Source organism: Serratia sp. (in: enterobacteria), assembly GCF_046715635.1.
GTDB lineage: Bacteria > Pseudomonadota > Gammaproteobacteria > Enterobacterales > Enterobacteriaceae > Chania.
This window is the reverse complement of the sequence record NZ_JBKJYW010000292.1, coordinates 43,651-62,127: the sequence shown is the minus strand read 5'-3', so window position 1 is coordinate 62,127 and position 18,477 is coordinate 43,651. Positions and strand designations below refer to the sequence as shown.

Below are 18,477 nucleotides of genomic sequence, written 5' to 3'. Positions count from 1 at the left end.
GGGTATTAAAAACTAGGGGGTATTATCGTTGACGGGGGGGTCCTGGAAAGCACTTGCCCCCCAGGGAAAATTATTTATGCCACAATCTACTACAATATTGCCGTAAGCGGTGCCCAGTATCTTCCATAGTTCCTGACATCGTTTGCGGATTCATCAAGAGAGGTTGTGTCCACGCCCTGCCTGCATCCCCTGTTGTTCAACCCGCAGGCAGGGATTCATTTTGTTGATATATCTATGCATAATTTGTTCTTTTTTATCACAATTCCCTTACCGCAAAATGGGCAATACTTGATACCATTGAAGTAATATTTCATCTCATTGTCAGGGTTATATACAGCAAATGTTTCTGTGAATATGTCAATACTTATCTTGTATCCTGCGAGTGGAATCATCGCATCACAGCAAGGATGATACTCTAATTCCTCATTCAATTCGTCTGTTCTTTTCAGAAAACAGTTGTAGTGCACATGCTTGTTTGTGTTCAAATCTACTATGCTATGGTTATTCCAATCTTTACGACCATCTGACACCTTACCGCACACGAAACATTTTGGGAGTTCCAACAATCACATTATGTGAATGTGCATGAATAAAAATATTTTTTATGAAAAAAAAATTTTTTTTTTGCACACGGGCAGAAAAATAATTTGCCCAGGCTGACTCTTTTTTTTCTGTGAGGTGAGCTGAATTCGTCACCTGGGCTGAAACCCGACCCCCATTTCCACTGGAAACTCAATCTCCAGTGGAAATGGTGGTTTATATACCTTGATTTCCACTGGAAGTGTTACTAATTTATAGTATCATGTTTCTGTTAGTTGGTAACATGTTTCTTGTTATTGGTAACATACATTTTGTAATATGTATTACATATAAGAAATTCTAATTTCTAATTTTGACCATAATTTGCCTTTATATAGTAAACTAGAAAACTAGAAAACTTTTTAAATAGTAAAATCTACCCTATTAGCAGTGTAAAAAAAATGTAAGTCTAAATCTGTCTTCAATGCGGGGAAGCGTTCACGTTGAACCGTAGAATTGAATTAAATTCGTGTTCCGCTCAACTGTGAGCGTAAAGGCGGAAGTTGAAATAAATCATCTAAGATAATATCCTAAAAAGGCATTAGCCGTTTACTAAGATTTAGTATAGCGTAAAACTTGATTGATTTAAAGTAGACTAGAACCGCATAAAAAAAAGGGATTTAGCAGACAAACAAAAAACAACTAAGTTTTTTTCTCTGTGAAATAATCGCAGTAACCTAAAAAGGCATAAGCCGTTGATAACGAGTTATCTAGTTATCTGCAATATAGTAACAATAAAAAACTTAGTAATTGGAATAATGTCTTCCACTGACGAGATAAAATTAAATCGAAATACTTAGTTATTTTTTTCTAAGTATCTGGAATGTTTGTTCCAAAGATGTATCAACAAGATATATCGGGTTATAGCAACCCACAAAATAACGTTGACGTTGAAGACAAGATCGCATTAGACAATATTGTTTTTACCTTACAGTGTAAAGGTGAAACAAAATTAGCAAAGAAATTCGTTAAGAATTACTTAAAGAATTTCGCAATGATATACACGGGGGATCTATATGAATAATCAACAAGATACATTGCAACAAATAGCAGATCGAATAATTCAATCTGCAAGTTACTCAACTTTTTATGATAACTTGACAGAAATAGAATTTTTCAAAAGTAAACAAAGGGATAATCTTATCTTGCATTTTAAGTCCTTTGTTAGTATATCAATGCTAAAAGATATTGAGGCAGAACTGGGGATCGATATGAATATGGTATTTCATAACATGGAAGACGTAACCGTTTATGTGCCACTGGATAAAGTGATCATAAGATGATACAACTAAGTAAACTTCAATATATTGCGATTGTCGTATCAATGTTTCTAAGTGGGATAACAGTAGGTTATTCACTGGGATCTAATGAAGTATTTGGCATATATGAGGATCAGGTTATCGTATGCGTTGCGGATCTAAATACAGAATTAAAAGGGGATCTTAACTGCCACTTATACGATACTGACGATCTCGATTGGTATCAAGAATCACGAGACGGATCATTTTTTAAATATGACGATTCTTTTGAGATGGCACTGGTAGATTAAAAATGGAAGATTTACTACAAAAAGAATCAATTTTCATAAGGCAACAAGAAATATTGTCTTATGTAAATTACTTATGTAAGATCGATAAGGCACTAAAGGAACTAAAGTTTAGGATTGATTTAGGTGTTAAAGCAAAATGAATATGGAAATAAAAAATATTAACGTAGGAAATATCGAAAGTGATTTATGCCAAATTTGTTTAAAAAAAGTGCATAAGTTTACTTTATTGAAGTGTAGAACATGCGAAAAACTCGGATTGATTAGCGTTATGTGTGTTAAGTGTAAGCGTAACCACTGCCTAACAAATACGCATAAAGGAAATTTTGTCGTAGCGTATCCCAGTGAGGTATTTGCCTTATGACAGATAAACACGCTATTCTAAATGTCACTGCAATAATAAACATGTTAGAAGAGGCTAAATACGTAGGATATTCAGATATTGAACAGACATATTTTATTATAAATGAATTAATAGATATTCTGGAAAAATCCGATAGCGTAGAAGAGGTATTAAATCAATGACAATATCAGACAAGACGACTAACGGAGAAATAAAAAGCGTTTATGATCCAAAAGTCATAAGTAAAAAGCGTTTAGACAGTGCTAGAAAAATGCTTAAAGAAAAAACTAAAATCTTTAAGGATAAAGAATCAAGCTTTTATGCAGTAGAAGCGTCTGGCACAGATGGATTTTATAGCGTAAACTTAGACAAAAATATATGCAATTGCATGGATTTTACTAGATTAGTAGAACATAACGATAAGCATGAATGTAAACATATCATATATGCTAAGTTACTAATCAAAAGTAAAACAGAAATACCAACAAAAGACTTATCGGGTTTACTCGGAGATAATCCAAATTGATTGACAAAGAATTAAGAAATAATCCACTTTATAAGAGAGTGCAAAAACAAAAGAAAAAAGCATTAGCCGTTAATATTCCAAAAACTTTTGAAGATATTAACGATCTAACATGGAAGTTAAAGTCTGGGATAGAACAGCAATATCTAAGAGATGATAAAAAACCATTAAACCAAAAATTAGAAGATATGTCTTTATTTTTTGGTTTATTCTCACAGATACAAACATCTCTAACAGTTATGAAGCGTGAAATTCGGAGATTGGATAAAAATTGAATTATTACTATAAAACGGAACAGAGAGAGCTAACAGACAGAGAGTTTGAGATCGTGATCGGTAAAGATGATTACTCGATACTAATCGTTAAAATGTCGTTTAGCGGGGATCACATATCGTTTACACACGACAATTATGATTGTCGAGTTATGAATGACGAAGAGGGTCAAGATCGGGCTAATGATTATCTCGACGACGATTTTTTTAAAGGTGAATGGAAATATGCAGTAGAACAGGATCACACAGAAAAATCTTATGAAGATTTTAAACAAGAATATGTCGATAATCATGATTGGTTAGAAATTCTCGGAGATATAAAAGATATTACCATAAACGGAGATACATATTATACACAATTAACTTCTTGCGGGTGTTTAATGGAATATACTTTTAAAGATATGACAAAAACACAACTAACAAAAGACGAGATCGAGACAATAGCTAATGCAGACAAGTTATTACATCTTAAACCGATAAGTGAAATATCTGGGCACACTCCATTAGAGAATTTATTAAAACAAGTAACCGAAATTTTTATGAAATATAATATTGAAGATTGGGATCTTGAAGTAGGGAAGTTTACGGATAAATGGGAAGAATTAGAAAATAACGGAGAAATAGAAAATTGAGTAAAAGAACAATTAACGATATTGCTACTGGTAAAAGTAAGGCAGTGGTAATTAATGATTGCGAAATATTTGATTTGTTTTTTAATTATGAGAAAATAGATCATAACGTTAAATCAAATAATTTCGAGATACGGGATAACGTCTTATATCATCATTCACAAATTGAATGTATAAGACGGAAAAAAGACGGATTAATTATAAAAAATAGTCAAGAACAGTTTAAGACGGGGGGTCAATTTCCACATATTCAATGTCCGTCTTTATGGAAAATAAAACATATAGCCTTACCAATAGAAGAGATATATAATCAGGTTAGAAGCTTTCCTAATGCAGATATAATTAGCACAGTGGAAAAAATCGAAATAATAGATAATGAAGACAATTATAAGGAATATGATAATTCGTTTATTCCTACTGGTGTTGTCTTCAAGTTAGAAGATAAATATTATTGGCATAAGAGAGACGAAGTTCATTATTACCTTATACAATTGCCAACAAAAGTATCAAGCATAAGGGAAGCGGAAGACAGTTTAAAACCTAATGTAGTATTAAAATCTCAAGACTTTAAACGACAGGGAGATTTTTATTTTCTACCAGTGAATGAAGAGTTTAAGGAATATGATAGGCTATACTACAAAAAACATTTTGATATGAATTATAAAACTAATGAAGAGTTTAGCACAGAGATTGAAATTCTCGGAGATTTATTCTTGTGGAAATTGGGAGAATTATTTCAAAAGACATTAGACAAAAACGGGGAAGTTGTATTTGCTAGGGTTATCCAAGATTTTCACGACAATTATGATTATTATTATAATTCCAACCCACTAACCTACAACAAAAAACAAGAACTGGAATATATCAAAAATAAAATGAATGAATTAATACCTTATACCAGTAAGGAATTAATCCGATATGACATATTAGATTCTAACCATATAGCAGATAACTCATATTTTGACGGTGTTAACCAATTTGTTAAAGGCAGTATACGACATAAGAATAAGGATCACTCACCAATTAAACTTGATAACTGGCACTTAGTATTAAAAAACGAAGCGTTATCTGGCATAGAAGTTGATCCCAATAGTCAACGGAGATTTGATTAAATTGCAAAAAGAACAGAGAGAATTAACCAAAGAAAATATAAAAATTTGTGTGGGTTGTAGTGATACCGAAGTATACAAACTAGAACTAACATTAAAACAGAAATACAATAATCCACAGGATCAATATTTTTCTATTTCTGGTGATACTTTCACCAGATCGGTATTCTCCGAAGAGACGGGAGAAGAGAGAGCTAAGGAATATCTAACAGATGATAAGGAATTATGGAAACAGGCAGTAGAACATGATAACACGGAAAAAGGTTTAGAAGATTGGGCGGAAGAGGTTTTAAATTATGATGGTTGGGAACATGTTCTCGGTGATATTATTGAGGTCGATATTGACGGCACTACATATTATACTGATAATTCTGGCGGGGGTCAAATAGATGATTGTTTAGATAATTTGATTGATACCGATTTAGAAGATAACGAAATAAATATAATCCGTGAGGCATGGGATCAATTACATCTAAAAAAATTCTCCGAGATATACGCAAATAAAGAACAGACAAAATTATTAAATGAAGTAATCGCAATATTTGAGAAATACGAAAATAACGAGATGTTAAGATTCTTTGAGGTAGATTAACATGAAAAATAATTTAGATAACGGAATATGTCCAGTGTGTAAATATGACAAATTAACTAAACAGGAAGATTGTAGCGTGTTATACGAATTTAATCCAATTACTAAAACATGGGATCAACAAGAATTATTATTTGACGATATTATTGACGGTGAAATAATGTATAAATGCGATAACTGTGAGGGAATCTGGTTTAAATGATGTGTGAGAGATGTAATAATATCGGATTAAAAAAAGTATACCAGTGCTTAGATTGTTATGAAGACGGGGAAGACGATTCAATAATGTGCTACTCATGTAAACAAGAACATATCGAAGCAAATTGCGATAACGAAACAAGATTTAAGATAATAGATAACTGGGAGAATATGCCTAATGGAAGTTAAAAAATGTGAATACTGCGATAAGGAAATAAACTTCATTAGTAATTCCATGTATAACGGAATTATTATTTTTTGTAATGATGATTGTTTATTAGATTACTGCAAAGATTACGCTAATGAACCACAGGATCACGATTACGAAGATAAGAGGCAAGATTTAGATTGAAATTAACAACAAAAGACTTAACAAATTTGGCATTATTCTTTGACGAATACCTACAAGACGGAGATATTGATTTAGAAGACGGATTAACTAGCACAGTAAATAAAATATTTAAAATTACTCACTGGTGGGATTAATGAATAAAATAAAAGATGTTAGAAAATTATTAGAAGAGTTAAACGAAATAGAAGATAAAAAAAGAACATTAGAATTAAAAATATATCCATATATGAATGATGAATCTATTGGTGAGATCGAAATATACACTTTATGTAATAACTGCAATGAAGAGTATACAATAATTCAGGATAACGATAATATAGATTCAGATAGGGGAATATGTCCTAATTGTGAGGATAAAGGATATTGAATAAATTCACTGCAAAATTAAACGACGTTAATAGTCCTTTACCTAATGCAGTAAAGATAAATAAAAAATGGTTAAGAACGTCTTCCCCTATTGAAGTGTTTATCACTGACGGCAACAAACTAAACTTTTATCAAAATAAAAATTATGTATCTCTTAGCAATAAGAAAAATGTCGATATTGTAGAATCAAAAAACATATCGATAAACTGGGATAAAATAATCGGATACACAGAAATTAAGGCAGTGATCACGTCAGCTTTAAACACAACAAGTAAGAAAAAAACTCATATCTTAATAATTGGCAGTGCGGGCACAAGTAAGACAGTATTCCTTAAAGTGCTAGAAGAGAATCTATTAACGCAAAAAAATGACGTTCATTATTTAGATTCTACAACTTTAAGCAGTTCTGGCGTTATTGATTACATGTTTAACAATGATGTAAGATACTGCCTTTTAGATGAAATTGATAAACTCGAAAAAATTCACCAGAATACTTTTTTAAATTTGTTAGAATCAGGAATATTGCAGGAAACAAAAAGCAAAAAGATAAGGAAAAAATCCATGAAAGATACTATTGTGATCGCCACTGGTAATTATAAAGAAAAATTAATCGAGCCGTTATTAACTAGATTCTTAGTTATGGATATACCAAAATATACAAAAGATCAATTTTTTAAAATCAGTGTTAAACTACTAACAGAGCAATATAATAAAGAAAAATCAATCGCAGAATATATTACAAAAGAAATATGGCGAGTTTACACGGAAAAAAGAAATATTGAACCTAATATGAGACAGTGTGTCCAAGTTGCTACATTAACGGGCAACGATAAACATCATATCGATATGATAATATCCGCATTAGACAAATACAGTTTAAGGGTTGAATAAAAATTGAGTTATTGCAAACATAAAGGAAAATATCAGATAATTGAGGATAACAAAATAATATGCTCAAAATGTGGATATTGCATAATTGATTATAGCAAATACGGATTATAAATAAAAACTGCTAAATCCCTTTTATCCCATAAATTTTTATTTCTTTATATAATTAATTCAGATTAATGCGTAAAACTGGCACTTCTGAACGTGAATTAATTCTCCGTAGGAATAAGGTATTCATGTTATTAACTCAGGGCAAAAACCCAAAAGAAATATCACATATCTTAAACGTATCATTAGACGCTGTTTACTCTGATCAAAAACAAATTAAAGATAAGGCAACGGAATACTTTAGAACAGAGAATAATAACGCATACGGCTATTATTATCATGTTATGTTTGAAACAATAGATAGATTAGATAATGAGTTATGGCAGTTATACGACAATAAAGATCAGTATTCGATAGGGGATAAATTAGCAGTAATAAAGTCAATACGGGAGAACACTACAGCTAGGAAAGAACTAGTTAAAGATGTAACTAACATATTTGATTTAACTAAACTACAAAAGGACATAAAGGAAATAAAGGAAATAGTAAACTCTGATCCCACTAATACTAAATCATTTATGAATATATCACTGCCACAATTAAACAATAAATCAAACAATAATGATCCACTGTCTAACACCTATATTGTAGATACTGATAATAGTAACAACAACAACAATAAGGATAACAACAATAAACAAGAATCAAACAGCAACACAAAAGACAATAGCAACACAACACACAACACAGACATATCACACACAGATAAAACAGAATAATAATAAATCAAAAGGTGATTAAATAAAACCGATAATAACTAATTGCTAAATCCCTTTAACAGTAACATTATAACATGTTCATAGTATAGTGTTGAATAAGCCTTTAACATGAATGATTATAGTATTCCACTGAGGGCATAAGCATACTACTATGATAAGCATGTATCTATATTATGTAAGATATGTTCTAATAGTATTGTGAATAAATCATAAAAGTCCTGCACACACTGTTACCAATCAACAGAAACATTTATTTTATTTTTTTCATAGTGTTACTAATCATGGTAACTTATAATTCATCCAGTATTTTTATTGTTACTAATGATTGGTAACGATTTGCCCTACCTCTTTATGTATACAGAATTTTTACATGAACTTTTTAGTGTTACTATTGTTAGTATCATTGTATTTTATATGTCGCATCCCAGACCTGCTGTGTATTTTGTCTGGCTTATCCCCTATTGTATGTATGTTAAAAATATACAAGAGAATGGTGGTATTTTAGGAAAGAGTAATATATTAACCTATACTAGAATAGTAAGCACATATTATTTATTTATTTATTTATTAATATTGATTTGTTTGTATAAAGTGTGTGGGTATGATGGGTAGCATAGCAGAGAAGAAAAAAATAATCCTTAAATAGTTTTTCACTTACATCTGGTTAATGGCTAATAAGAAAGAAGAAGAACAGGAATTTATACCACAGGTAGAGAAGGAAAGAAATGCTGCATTGGCAGGGACAGAAGAAGACAGGAAAGAAGCAGAAAAAACGGATAAAGAAAACAAGACAACCGCAGCTAACAAGGAAAGGAGAACACCGAAAAGATATGATATTGATACATTTTCTAAACCATTGAACAAGGAAGAAGAAAAGGAATTCAACAAGTTAGATAAAGACGAACAAAAGAAATTCATCATTAAAAAGTGGATAGCAGAGAATAAGGAACTTGATACACCAGACATGCATGAAGTGAGTCTCGCAGACGAAGCGTTTGTCGGCTACAGACCATCATAAGTAGGCGGTCTAACTTTATTTTTTTTAATGAAAAGAAGCAGTCACGTAGTATAGATAATGAAACTGTAAAAGGATTCTGTGCTGATTTTTCAATTAACGGTAGTCTGGGCAGATTCATGGGTCATGACAAAGACGGCAACATTGTTATCTTGCAGAATAACAAGACACATGACTGGGTTAATACCTAGACCAGAATGATTTCCAGTAATCAACAGAGAAAACGATATAAGCATACCAGGCATTCATAAAATCAAATGACACGGAGAGATACGTATTACTGTGATGCATGTGGTGTAGAAGTTCACATCGATGTCCTAAGTAAACTATACATAAAGATGGATAATACTTTCAGATGGTCATCGGATTACAAATGGAAATATTATGCAGAAGGCTTGCAGCATTTGTGTGAAGACTGTCATGACTCATTTTGGGAATGGAAAAAAGAAAGAAGTGATTTAGGTTTGCTGATTAGAAGAGGAATCGTCTGAGTCTGCATTAGTAAATCCTATTGTCTTTAACATTAGCCCTGCAAAATTTTTGAAATGCTCTTCTTCTAAATTAATTTTCATTTCCTGTCCTGCATACCTGTTTCCTTTTCTATCATGTAATATCTCTGTCATCTGTATGTAATATTTTCCGTTTTCCTTGTTGTGACCCGCCCTTATTTTCATCGTCTTTGGATCTCCTGTGATACATCCTTTCTTGCTTCTTCCGAACATTAGTTGTATTAAAAATCTACATCAGTTTTAAACTATATGCCTATAGTAGTAGGAGATTTATTAATCAGGCTTTCAGGCGGTGCAAGTAACACAGACCCTAACTTATCTTTGGGTGGTGTCATGTCAACTTCAACAACAGTTACAGATAATACGACTCATAATTTGTTTGATGTCGTAAGCGGTTCGGAATCTTTGGCAGGGGATACGGAATATCGAGCATGCTATTTGCTCAATAATCATGGAAGTTTGACAGCACAGGACACTCGAATATACATCTCATCAAATACCACATCTGCTGACACATCACTTGAAATTGCACTTGCAGGAGAAGGTCTTAACACCACGATAGAAACTGTAGTAAACGAAAACACAGCACCAGTAGGAGAAACATTCAGTTCACCATCGACTTATGCAGCAGGTCTGTCAATGGGTAACATACCAAACGGACAGAGATACGGATTCTGGGCAAAAAGAATAGTCAACTCATCAGCAACAGCAGTAAACGATGACACCGCAATAATGAAATTTGATTGTGACACCGCAGCATAGTGAATTGCTATGAAAGCACATTGGGATATGGTTCGGTCAAAAATCGGAGTTCCAACAGAATTCCCTGATTTTTCTTATAACCATTATTATAACAGGTTAAACGATGATGAAATGGAAATTATATTCCTAGTTCCTGAAACAGAGAAAGATGCAATAAAAGCAATGGCACCTAAATCTGAATATCTGTATGAGGTGTCAAAAAGGTAATGGCACAATTTGGTGTTACTGTAAATGCTACATCTAATACAACAGCAAACACAGAAGATACGTTTTTAGAATTAGCAGCAGCAGCAAACAAACTCATAAAGATAAAAAGAATAAGAATTGGATTTGGTAATGGAACTCAGACAGCAGGTGTAGATAATCATTTTCGTGTAAGGATAGTTAGAAAATCAGCAGCAGGTGCTACTGGTGTAGGTTCAACTGAGGTTGCAAGAGACCCAACTGGTGTGGCAACTGCAACTGTGGCAACAGAGAAAAACGGAACAACTGCTTTCTCAGTAGGAACAGTCAGTGATGTAATAGACCAAATAGCACCCAATGGTCGTATGCTGTATGAATTTATAGCAAGAGATGAAGATGATAAGATTGTATCAACAGCAGGTGGTATTCTAGGTATCTTAATACAGAGTCCAGTTGTTTCACAAACATTTCAGGTGACATGTGATTGGCAGGAGTAGTTAATGGCTGTTGGATTTACCACTTTTGTTAATGCCTCTACTCATGCAACTGCTAATACAGAACAAACATTTATTGAATTAGACCCTGCTGCTGGGAAACGAGTTGCAGTATATAGATTCAAGGCATTTAGAGGAAACGGAACTCAGACAACAACATCAAACAGACTATGGAAAATAAGGGCTGTTTTATTAAGTGCAGCAGGTGCAGGTGGTGTATCTGGAACTGTAGTAAAGAAAGACCCGACAGGACCAAATACTGTAGTAACAGCAACAATAAAGACGGGATCCACTAATTTCTCAGTAGGAACGATAGATAAAGCAGTTGACCAGATAATAGCAGATGCAAGTGTCATAACTGAATGGTTTGCAATAGACCAGGATGATATGATTGTTATTCCAGATGGAAGAATATTAGGAATCCTAGTATCAGATCCATCTACTACACAATCAATGACGTTGAATATAGACTGGATAGAATGGTAAAATGACAGGTGGTCCAACAACAGCACAAATGATGATTGCAGTTAGGAGTAGTTATCCAATTTCAATCTCACAATCAAATTCTGTCACAAAACGAGTTCTAGCAAATTCTCATATAGAAAAACAACAGGAGACACAAAAAATTCCATTATCAAGATATGCAATACGAGAATTAGTTACACTTGAAAGGGTGTCTAAACAACTCATACTCAAATGGAATATCACAGGTAGAATAAGCAAATCCCTTACGCTTAAATGGAATATTATTCAGAGAATCTCAAAACAATTAACTCTGAAATGGAACATACTGAGTCGTATCTCTAAACAACTTACCCTCAAGTGGAATATTTTAAGTAGAGTTTCAAAATCTCTAACACTCAAATGGAACATTATAGGGAGAATTTCAAAACAACTCACTCTCAAATGGAATGTAATCGGTAGAATCTCTAAACAACTTACCCTCAAGTGGAACATATTTTCACGAATATCCAAACAACTCACCCTGAAATGGAATATGAGAGCAAGAGTGTCCAAACAACTTACTCTGAAATGGAATATCATTGCACGTATTTCCAAAGAACTTACTCTGAAATGGAATACATTATCCAGAGTAGGAAGATACTCGATTAAACTCGGTCTTGGCAGTATTCCTTTCGGTAATATCAATGCAGGAAATCATGCTTCATTATGGTCACAGACATTAACCAAATTCAGTATTGCTTTTTGGGTAAAATATTGGAAACCCGTAGGTGGTGAAACAAATATCGTTCCGATAAGTCATGGTTATCAAGAAACCGATGCCTTCTTTTTTCAATCACAAATACAAGAAGGAGAAAACGGGACAATGCAATTCAATATTGGAAATCCTACAGGTTCAACATCAATGACAAGTGCGAATATTAAACATGGTGTATGGCTTCATGTAGTAGGACAGTTTGATGAAAGTCTAATAGAAGATCAATTAAGAATATACGTTGATAATGTTCAGGGAGAGAATGTTGGCAATTACGGAGATCCGATAAATGCTCTAAGTCGTAACCTCATAATTGGCGAATCAGGAGATCCAGCAGAAATAAAAGTTAAAGATTTACGATTCTGGAAAAACAAGGATTTAACTACACAGGAAAGGACCGATGTATTCAACAATTCAGCAAATGCACCAACTCCTGACTATTGGTTGAAAATGACTGAGGGAACTGGCAATCCTGTTGATTCAATAGGTTCACTTACTGCAACGCTACAAGATGGTGCAATATGGGAAAACGTTGATGCACCTTCTGTGTGGTCTAATCTTGGAAAATCTCTAACACTCAAATGGAATATTCTAAACCGAATATCTAAACAACTTACATTAAAATGGAATATGTTAGGCAGAGTATCAAAGCAACTCAGTCTAAAGTGGAACATCATTGGTCGTATTTCCAAACAATTAACCCTCAAATGGAATGTGTTGCAACGAATTTCCAAACAACTCACTTTAAAGTGGAATATTCTCAATAGAATCTCAAAGCAACTTACGTTGAAGTGGAACATCATTGCTAGAGTATCTAAATCTCTCATATTACAATGGCATATCCTAAGTCGTGTTTCCAAATCCCTGAGTCTAAAATGGAATATCTTACAACGAGTTTCTAAACAACTGACTCTAAAATGGAATATACTTCAAAGAGTGTCCAAACAACTGACACTAAAATGGAATGTTATTGCAAGAATCAGCAAGCAATTAACACTCAAATGGAATATCATTCAACGAATTAGCAAATCACTCACTCTAAAGTGGAATATAGAAGCAGCACTGGAACGAATCTCAAAATCACTGACGTTAAAGTGGAATATCAACAACAGAGTTTCCAAACAACTGACAGTGAAATGGGATATACTGGGCAGAATCAGCAAGCAACTCACATTAAAATGGAATATCATTGCAAGAGTCAGCAAGACACTGACTCTCAAGTGGCATGTTATACAGAGAGTGTCTAAACAGGTTACATTAAAATGGCATATTTTATCAAGAGTGTCGAAACAGGTTACATTAAAGTGGAATATTCTACAACTTGTCTCTAAATCCCTTACATTAAAGTGGAATATCACTGGCAGAGTGTCAAAGACACTAACCCTGAAATGGAATATCATAGCAAGAGTATCTAAATCCCTAACTCTCAAATGGCATATCCTCAACAGGATAAGTAAACAACTTACCATCAAATGGGATATTAGAAACAGAGTATCAAAATCCCTTACATTACGATGGCATATTCTAAACAAGGTTTCAAAATCACTCATTCTAAAATGGAATATAGATTCACCGTTAGGTCAGATTCCAAAGAAAATCAAAATAGGATTCAAAATAAGAGAAGAGATTCCCAGAATTACATCATTTATGCGTGGTCTATACAATAGGAATTTTGATGACCCCAGGTAGATTTACGGCAAGAAAACCGAATATTGAAAATATGACTGATGCAGAACTAGAAGCAGCAAAAGGAATGGAGAGACTGGCAGTGAGAACATCAGAAGTGATAGAAGTAAGGGAAGGAGAAAAAAAATACAGACGTATCAGAAGAGCATGATAGTTAAATAATTTCATTCTGAATACCAGATAATGTGCTCTGGTTGCGATACGAATTACCATTGTAAAAAATGCGGTGAACCACTTTTACAGGAACAGGGTGTCTGTTTCAAATGTGGACATATAATATTTGATACAATAATAGCGGAGTAGAAGCAATAAACTCCGCTATTTTTTTTGACGATGGGTTGGCTAAACGCCAGAAATATTAGATTGTATGATGATTATTAATAATCATTTTTTCAAACTTTTAAGCATATCATGGGAATATGGGATGACGACCCAACGTTCAAAGCAATAGAAAACAATAAAGATATTCGATTAAAACATCTTTCATGGCATTGTTCCAATCTTTTATGTGAGGACTGCGATGGATTTATTCATTACAAATTCAAAAAGGTAGAATCAGAATTTGTTGATGCATCAACTGGTAAAGTTACACAAAAAATTGTTGATTTTGAATGGGATACCGAACATGAATCAGTGTTACTAGATGGCGGTATTAATCAGAGCAGAGAAAATACGCCAGAAGGAAGCAAATGCGAATGTCATCACTGTCATGGAAGACCTGGCTATGATGAATGGAAGAAAAAGACCAAAGAAAAGAACAGCAAAAGACTTGTTGGTGTTGGATTCGTATCAAAATACAAGCAAAATGAACTAGCACCACAAGAAAAGGAAGATTTACGGTAAATTGGAAGTCTCGATTCCGAAGAAAATCCGTGCAATGTCACGGGAAACAGAGGATTTACGGGAACAGATTGTCAAAAAGAAATACAATATCGATAATTTGCAGATGGTCACGGATTCTGAGGGCAATGTAGTCTACAAAGACCCTCATTTATTCTACCTCTCATTTGGAAAACTCATGCATCCATATACAAGGCAAATTGTAGACCGTCTTACCCCATATCAGTATGAATGGTGGAATGATATTGTCAATAATCAATACAATATTGCAATAAAATCTAACAAAATTGGTCTATCAACTATTACCCTTATGGCATTATTTCAGAACTGCCTTCTGAGAGAAGGTGCGGGGAACGAAAAACTGGTTATTGCCCAGACCAGTCAAATGGCAAAAGACCATCTCTACACGCTTAGACGTGCTATTCTCGCTTCCCCTACATTTAAGCACACGCTGATTATGAGACCAGGCAAATACCTGCTCAAAGATGAGGTTACAAAGGTAACTCAGTTATTCATCCATAATCCGTATGAACCTGCCAGACCGTCAAGAATCATCGCTTTAGGTGCATCAGCAGGTATGGCAGTATCATGGAAGAATGTCGATTTTATCCATGTTTCTGACATTACAAAGGCACAAATCGACTACACAGAGGTCATTGATGGTGCTTTTACCCGTCTAGCCATGTCCAGAGGAAAGTTCGTAATCGAGACGATTCCACGTGGACCCAGAGGCAAGATATACTCATTATGGCAGGATGCAACAGCCAAACCCAAGAAAAACTCGTTTATCGCACACAAATACCCGATAGAAATGGCAATAGAAGCAGGTCTCGTATCACAGGATCATATAGATGAGGAAAGAAGAAGACTGGGTGCATTCTTCCCTGAATACTACGGTGCAGAGTTCATTTCTGTTGGTGGTAACGTATTTGTCCCCGAACATGTTGACAGAGCAACCAAACTGTTTACTGAATTACCCGCATATCCTGGGTTCGACATAATATCGTTACCCAAATCTATGGGTGTAGACCCTGCATTCGGTTCTGATTCTACATTCGCCATTTGTGTTACCATGAAAAGACCAGATGGTATAGTTGAAGTAGTTGATGTCCAGGAATTCCAGAGACAAGACCACGAAACCATGTGTAAATTTATTGTCGGTATGATGCACAGACTCAATATTACAAAGGTATACATCGATGCACAGATGCAGTCAGTAGCAGATAAACTCAAAGAAATGCAAAATGACCAGGTGTCCCCTGACGATATGCATAAAAAGGCAACACCGTTTCATCAGTTAAAATGGTCAAAATACAAGATAAATCCGATACGATTTGGTGGTGCAGCAGGATATGGAATGCAGATGATTCAGCATGCACAGCGAATATTCGCAGAAAATCTGATTGCAATAGACCCACGTTTCGGCAATCTTGTGACACAACTGAAAACAGCCACATTAGTCAATCCATCAGGAGAAGCACCTTCTCTGGACAAGGAAACCTACGGCACAATGGATATTTTTGATGCTTTCAGGTTATCATTGATCAACTATGGTTGGGAAAAAATGGAATCATATACGTAAGCACTATTACTGGGAAGATATTGTATATGATTTCAACTGTATGAAAGGTGGAAGACAAATTCAGTGGGAATTTAATGAAAAAGGGGTTCAATTATTCATGGATGGCAAAGAAGTAAACACAACTGATTATTATTACTGTGGAAACAGGTGTTATCTACATGAAAATTAATGTTCCCAAGATTATTGCATCAGACAGGAAGAAAGTATTCTGTCCACTGTGTATCTACGATGGTAGAGAGATTGTTATGGCATGGGAAGGCACTCTAAAGACTTTCAAATGCAATTATTGCAATTACATCGTTCCCAAACAACAGGATGCAGTCGAAAAAGGTTCGCTTGTCGCAGGAAATGAGGAATTATATCAAAGACCTTATGCCAGAAGTGTATCGATACACAAAAAAGTAAAGCCAATGGTGCAAGATGTCTACAATAATCCTCAAGATGCATGGCAAAATGACGAAATGTAAGCACAAAATTCAGTAATGCTTAATAATGAATTATATAAACAATAATTCTGGGCGTTACGAACTGGAAAAATTAAATCAAGAAGATTTTACGACCAGAGTTGAAGAGATTTCTCGCAATATTTCACGTATCTACGATGAAATGGAGTCAGATGAACGTTTAGGCAAGAGAGTTGAGAACACAAAAGCAGACCAGATTAGAAGACTGATTCAATATTACAAAGAACAGGTAGCTTTAGGCACTTTTGTTGACCCAGAAACGGGCAGAAAAAAGAACATGAATGAAATTTGCAGAACTGTCATGCAGGAGATGGATGCAAGAAATTTTACGGGTTTTACGAAGCACCAGGTATGGATAATTATGCCAAACGAGTGCAAGCGTGCCTGGCGAAAACCTATCGATACCATAGAAGGAAAACTTACTAAGGTAAGTTTACCAAAAGAGGATATTGAAGTTGAAACCGTTTATAATGCTTACATGGACCATGTAAACGAACTGATGGATTTCGATTATAATGAGTTACCCAAGAATTTAAGGATTTCTCTGGGTGAACATTTCTACAAGTGTTACCGTGACCATGAAAAACAATGGCAGACTCATGGAATGTCATTTATCAAACACAGTGATGGGCTAAATATTGACAATCCATTTGCTGATATTGTCAGACTGAGGAAAGGAAAACCGCAGGAAGGCATGTTATACAAAGCATGGATGGAATACATTGAAGTTTGCAAGGAAGTTGCCAAGAAAGTAAAGACAGGGATACTCGATGAGAATGGCAATAGGAGAATCAGCCTTGAAGACGAACAAGCAGCAGCTAACGGTCTTACTGTAATGGCAGGATTCCTAAAACCGATGAAAAATGACAAATGGAAACGTGATATTCTAGGATGGGCTGATATTTTACTAAAAAAGATTGAATTAAGGAGTAAGTCAGGTGCAGCAAAGTCATCTCGCAAGTCCTATGAGGTTGAAGGCATGACTGGCAAGCAATGGCGTGGTATTACCCGTGAAGAAATTGACAAAAATCAGGCTAGAATGATAAAATACTTTAAACAATTTGTCGAATATGTGCCCGCATTCTTTATGATTCATCAGCAATTCATAAAGATGTTTGAAGAACCCAGGGCAATTCACAGTATTGAATTAAGTGATAAATTATCCGATTCCGCATGAGTCTTGTGCAAGCCATCCGTGTAAAACTGTCAATAAGTGGCAGGGATTACGCAACAATCAGAATTCCTCATGTATTTGCCGAAAAATACGGCATAGATGAGAAATGCACTGTCGAAATCACTGACAGGGAAGACTTAGGCGGTATCCTGGTGAAAAAGTGGGCAAAAGAATAGTAGGAATGAATCTGGGATGTCCGAAATGCGGACATCAATGGAATACACAAAATCTCAAGGAAATATTCAATATTATCAAGACAGGGGAAACATATTGTGAAGAATGTCAAAGTCTTTTGGTTAGAAAGTTCTCTTAGTTATCAATTTCAAGTGTG

At 34.4% G+C, this 18,477-nt stretch carries 23 protein-coding genes; 22 read left to right on the top strand and 1 reads right to left on the bottom strand.

The annotated features are described in order from the left end of the window. The first annotated feature begins 1,595 nt into the window (after nt 1-1,595). From ACLQ7H_RS14810 to ACLQ7H_RS14755, 12 genes are all read left to right on the top strand, one after another. The gene (locus ACLQ7H_RS14810; protein WP_411753337.1) at nt 1,596-1,862 is read left to right on the top strand and encodes a hypothetical protein; all 267 of its coding nucleotides are present in this window, start codon (nt 1,596-1,598) and stop codon (nt 1,860-1,862) included. A gap of 623 nt (nt 1,863-2,485) precedes the next feature. Beyond that, complete coding sequence (locus ACLQ7H_RS14805; RefSeq protein WP_411753336.1) at nt 2,486-2,650, top strand: hypothetical protein; 165 nt, start codon at nt 2,486-2,488, stop codon at nt 2,648-2,650. Next, nucleotides 2,647-2,994: a hypothetical protein gene (locus ACLQ7H_RS14800; protein WP_411753335.1), complete on the top strand. Its 348-nt coding sequence runs from the start codon at nt 2,647-2,649 to the stop codon at nt 2,992-2,994. The genes ACLQ7H_RS14805 and ACLQ7H_RS14800 overlap by 4 nt, the downstream gene beginning before the upstream one ends. Next, the gene (locus ACLQ7H_RS14795) at nt 2,991-3,266 is read left to right on the top strand and encodes a hypothetical protein (RefSeq protein ID WP_411753334.1); all 276 of its coding nucleotides are present in this window, start codon (nt 2,991-2,993) and stop codon (nt 3,264-3,266) included. Before ACLQ7H_RS14800 ends, ACLQ7H_RS14795 begins: the two co-directional genes overlap by 4 nt. A 149-nt stretch (nt 3,267-3,415) precedes the next feature. After that, on the top strand, nt 3,416-3,895 hold the full coding sequence (locus ACLQ7H_RS14790; protein ID WP_411753333.1) for a hypothetical protein: 480 nt from the start codon (nt 3,416-3,418) through the stop codon (nt 3,893-3,895). After that, the gene (locus tag ACLQ7H_RS14785; RefSeq protein WP_411753332.1) at nt 3,892-5,004 is read left to right on the top strand and encodes a hypothetical protein; all 1,113 of its coding nucleotides are present in this window, start codon (nt 3,892-3,894) and stop codon (nt 5,002-5,004) included. The genes ACLQ7H_RS14790 and ACLQ7H_RS14785 overlap by 4 nt, the downstream gene beginning before the upstream one ends. Before the next feature lies 1 nt (nt 5,005). After that, nucleotides 5,006-5,593, top strand: coding sequence for a hypothetical protein (locus ACLQ7H_RS14780; protein WP_411753331.1), 588 nt, complete (start codon nt 5,006-5,008; stop codon nt 5,591-5,593). 1 nt (nt 5,594) lies between these two features. Further along, nucleotides 5,595-5,792: a hypothetical protein gene (locus tag ACLQ7H_RS14775; RefSeq protein WP_411753330.1), complete on the top strand. Its 198-nt coding sequence runs from the start codon at nt 5,595-5,597 to the stop codon at nt 5,790-5,792. Nucleotides 5,793-6,273: 481 nt separating this feature from the next. Then, nucleotides 6,274-6,507 carry a hypothetical protein gene (locus ACLQ7H_RS14770; protein WP_411753329.1) on the top strand — a complete coding sequence of 78 codons (234 nt, stop codon included), beginning with the start codon at nt 6,274-6,276 and terminating at the stop codon, nt 6,505-6,507. Beyond that, nucleotides 6,504-7,397, top strand: coding sequence for an AAA family ATPase (locus ACLQ7H_RS14765; RefSeq protein WP_411753328.1), 894 nt, complete (start codon nt 6,504-6,506; stop codon nt 7,395-7,397). Before ACLQ7H_RS14770 ends, ACLQ7H_RS14765 begins: the two co-directional genes overlap by 4 nt. A 233-nt stretch (nt 7,398-7,630) precedes the next feature. Continuing rightward, the gene (locus ACLQ7H_RS14760) at nt 7,631-8,221 is read left to right on the top strand and encodes a hypothetical protein (RefSeq protein ID WP_411753327.1); all 591 of its coding nucleotides are present in this window, start codon (nt 7,631-7,633) and stop codon (nt 8,219-8,221) included. A 667-nt stretch (nt 8,222-8,888) separates the two neighbouring features. Continuing rightward, nucleotides 8,889-9,239, top strand: a complete 351-nt coding sequence (locus ACLQ7H_RS14755; protein ID WP_411753326.1) for a hypothetical protein — start codon at nt 8,889-8,891, stop codon at nt 9,237-9,239. 455 nt (nt 9,240-9,694) lie between these two features. Here the strand turns inward: ACLQ7H_RS14755 and ACLQ7H_RS14750 are convergent, their stop codons facing one another. Next, a complete protein-coding gene (locus tag ACLQ7H_RS14750; RefSeq protein ID WP_411753325.1) occupies nt 9,695-9,910 on the bottom strand; it encodes a hypothetical protein in 216 nt (71 codons plus the stop codon). A 168-nt stretch (nt 9,911-10,078) separates the two neighbouring features. On the opposite strand from ACLQ7H_RS14750, the gene ACLQ7H_RS14745 reads away from it, so the two are divergent. The 10 genes from ACLQ7H_RS14745 (at nt 10,079) to ACLQ7H_RS14700 (ending at nt 18,149) form a co-directional block, all read left to right on the top strand. Then, nucleotides 10,079-10,507, top strand: coding sequence for a hypothetical protein (locus ACLQ7H_RS14745; protein ID WP_411753324.1), 429 nt, complete (start codon nt 10,079-10,081; stop codon nt 10,505-10,507). 9 nt (nt 10,508-10,516) lie between these two features. Continuing rightward, nucleotides 10,517-10,714, top strand: coding sequence for a hypothetical protein (locus tag ACLQ7H_RS14740; protein ID WP_411753323.1), 198 nt, complete (start codon nt 10,517-10,519; stop codon nt 10,712-10,714). Next, complete coding sequence (locus ACLQ7H_RS14735) at nt 10,714-11,187, top strand: hypothetical protein (RefSeq protein WP_411753322.1); 474 nt, start codon at nt 10,714-10,716, stop codon at nt 11,185-11,187. Before ACLQ7H_RS14740 ends, ACLQ7H_RS14735 begins: the two co-directional genes overlap by 1 nt. 3 nt (nt 11,188-11,190) lie before the next feature. Then, nucleotides 11,191-11,670 carry a hypothetical protein gene (locus ACLQ7H_RS14730; RefSeq protein ID WP_411753321.1) on the top strand — a complete coding sequence of 160 codons (480 nt, stop codon included), beginning with the start codon at nt 11,191-11,193 and terminating at the stop codon, nt 11,668-11,670. A gap of 1 nt (nt 11,671) precedes the next feature. After that, nucleotides 11,672-14,089, top strand: coding sequence for a LamG-like jellyroll fold domain-containing protein (locus ACLQ7H_RS14725; RefSeq protein WP_411753320.1), 2,418 nt, complete (start codon nt 11,672-11,674; stop codon nt 14,087-14,089). Beyond that, entirely contained in the window at nt 14,076-14,237 is a 162-nt protein-coding gene (locus ACLQ7H_RS14720) for a hypothetical protein (RefSeq protein WP_411753319.1), read from the top strand. Before ACLQ7H_RS14725 ends, ACLQ7H_RS14720 begins: the two co-directional genes overlap by 14 nt. Before the next feature lie 260 nt (nt 14,238-14,497). Then, nucleotides 14,498-14,929, top strand: coding sequence for a hypothetical protein (locus tag ACLQ7H_RS14715; protein ID WP_411753318.1), 432 nt, complete (start codon nt 14,498-14,500; stop codon nt 14,927-14,929). A 1-nt stretch (nt 14,930) separates the two neighbouring features. Next, nucleotides 14,931-16,508, top strand: a complete 1,578-nt coding sequence (locus ACLQ7H_RS14710; protein WP_411753317.1) for a hypothetical protein — start codon at nt 14,931-14,933, stop codon at nt 16,506-16,508. A gap of 158 nt (nt 16,509-16,666) precedes the next feature. Then, entirely contained in the window at nt 16,667-16,975 is a 309-nt protein-coding gene (locus ACLQ7H_RS14705) for a hypothetical protein (RefSeq protein ID WP_411753316.1), read from the top strand. Between the two features lie 25 nt (nt 16,976-17,000). Then, nucleotides 17,001-18,149: a hypothetical protein gene (locus tag ACLQ7H_RS14700; protein ID WP_411753315.1), complete on the top strand. Its 1,149-nt coding sequence runs from the start codon at nt 17,001-17,003 to the stop codon at nt 18,147-18,149. Nucleotides 18,150-18,477 lie beyond the last annotated feature (328 nt).

Excerpts from the sequence above, each read along its gene's own strand:
- ACLQ7H_RS14810 (WP_411753337.1), top strand. The coding sequence starts at position 1,596 with ATGAATAATCAACAAGATACATTGCAACAAATAGCAGATCGAATAATT.
- ACLQ7H_RS14805 (WP_411753336.1), top strand. The coding sequence starts at position 2,486 with ATGACAGATAAACACGCTATTCTAAATGTCACTGCAATAATAAACATG.
- ACLQ7H_RS14800 (WP_411753335.1), top strand. The coding sequence starts at position 2,647 with ATGACAATATCAGACAAGACGACTAACGGAGAAATAAAAAGCGTTTAT.
- ACLQ7H_RS14790 (WP_411753333.1), top strand. The coding sequence starts at position 3,416 with ATGAATGACGAAGAGGGTCAAGATCGGGCTAATGATTATCTCGACGAC.
- ACLQ7H_RS14775 (WP_411753330.1), top strand. The coding sequence starts at position 5,595 with ATGAAAAATAATTTAGATAACGGAATATGTCCAGTGTGTAAATATGAC.
- ACLQ7H_RS14770 (WP_411753329.1), top strand. The coding sequence starts at position 6,274 with ATGAATAAAATAAAAGATGTTAGAAAATTATTAGAAGAGTTAAACGAA.
- ACLQ7H_RS14760 (WP_411753327.1), top strand. The coding sequence starts at position 7,631 with ATGTTATTAACTCAGGGCAAAAACCCAAAAGAAATATCACATATCTTA.
- ACLQ7H_RS14755 (WP_411753326.1), top strand. The coding sequence starts at position 8,889 with ATGGCTAATAAGAAAGAAGAAGAACAGGAATTTATACCACAGGTAGAG.
- ACLQ7H_RS14750 (WP_411753325.1), bottom strand. The coding sequence starts at position 9,910 with ATGAAAATAAGGGCGGGTCACAACAAGGAAAACGGAAAATATTACATA.
- ACLQ7H_RS14745 (WP_411753324.1), top strand. The coding sequence starts at position 10,079 with ATGTCAACTTCAACAACAGTTACAGATAATACGACTCATAATTTGTTT.
- ACLQ7H_RS14740 (WP_411753323.1), top strand. The coding sequence starts at position 10,517 with ATGAAAGCACATTGGGATATGGTTCGGTCAAAAATCGGAGTTCCAACA.
- ACLQ7H_RS14735 (WP_411753322.1), top strand. The coding sequence starts at position 10,714 with ATGGCACAATTTGGTGTTACTGTAAATGCTACATCTAATACAACAGCA.
- ACLQ7H_RS14730 (WP_411753321.1), top strand. The coding sequence starts at position 11,191 with ATGGCTGTTGGATTTACCACTTTTGTTAATGCCTCTACTCATGCAACT.
- ACLQ7H_RS14725 (WP_411753320.1), top strand. The coding sequence starts at position 11,672 with ATGACAGGTGGTCCAACAACAGCACAAATGATGATTGCAGTTAGGAGT.
- ACLQ7H_RS14720 (WP_411753319.1), top strand. The coding sequence starts at position 14,076 with ATGACCCCAGGTAGATTTACGGCAAGAAAACCGAATATTGAAAATATG.
- ACLQ7H_RS14715 (WP_411753318.1), top strand. The coding sequence starts at position 14,498 with ATGGGAATATGGGATGACGACCCAACGTTCAAAGCAATAGAAAACAAT.
- ACLQ7H_RS14705 (WP_411753316.1), top strand. The coding sequence starts at position 16,667 with ATGAAAATTAATGTTCCCAAGATTATTGCATCAGACAGGAAGAAAGTA.
- ACLQ7H_RS14700 (WP_411753315.1), top strand. The coding sequence starts at position 17,001 with ATGAATTATATAAACAATAATTCTGGGCGTTACGAACTGGAAAAATTA.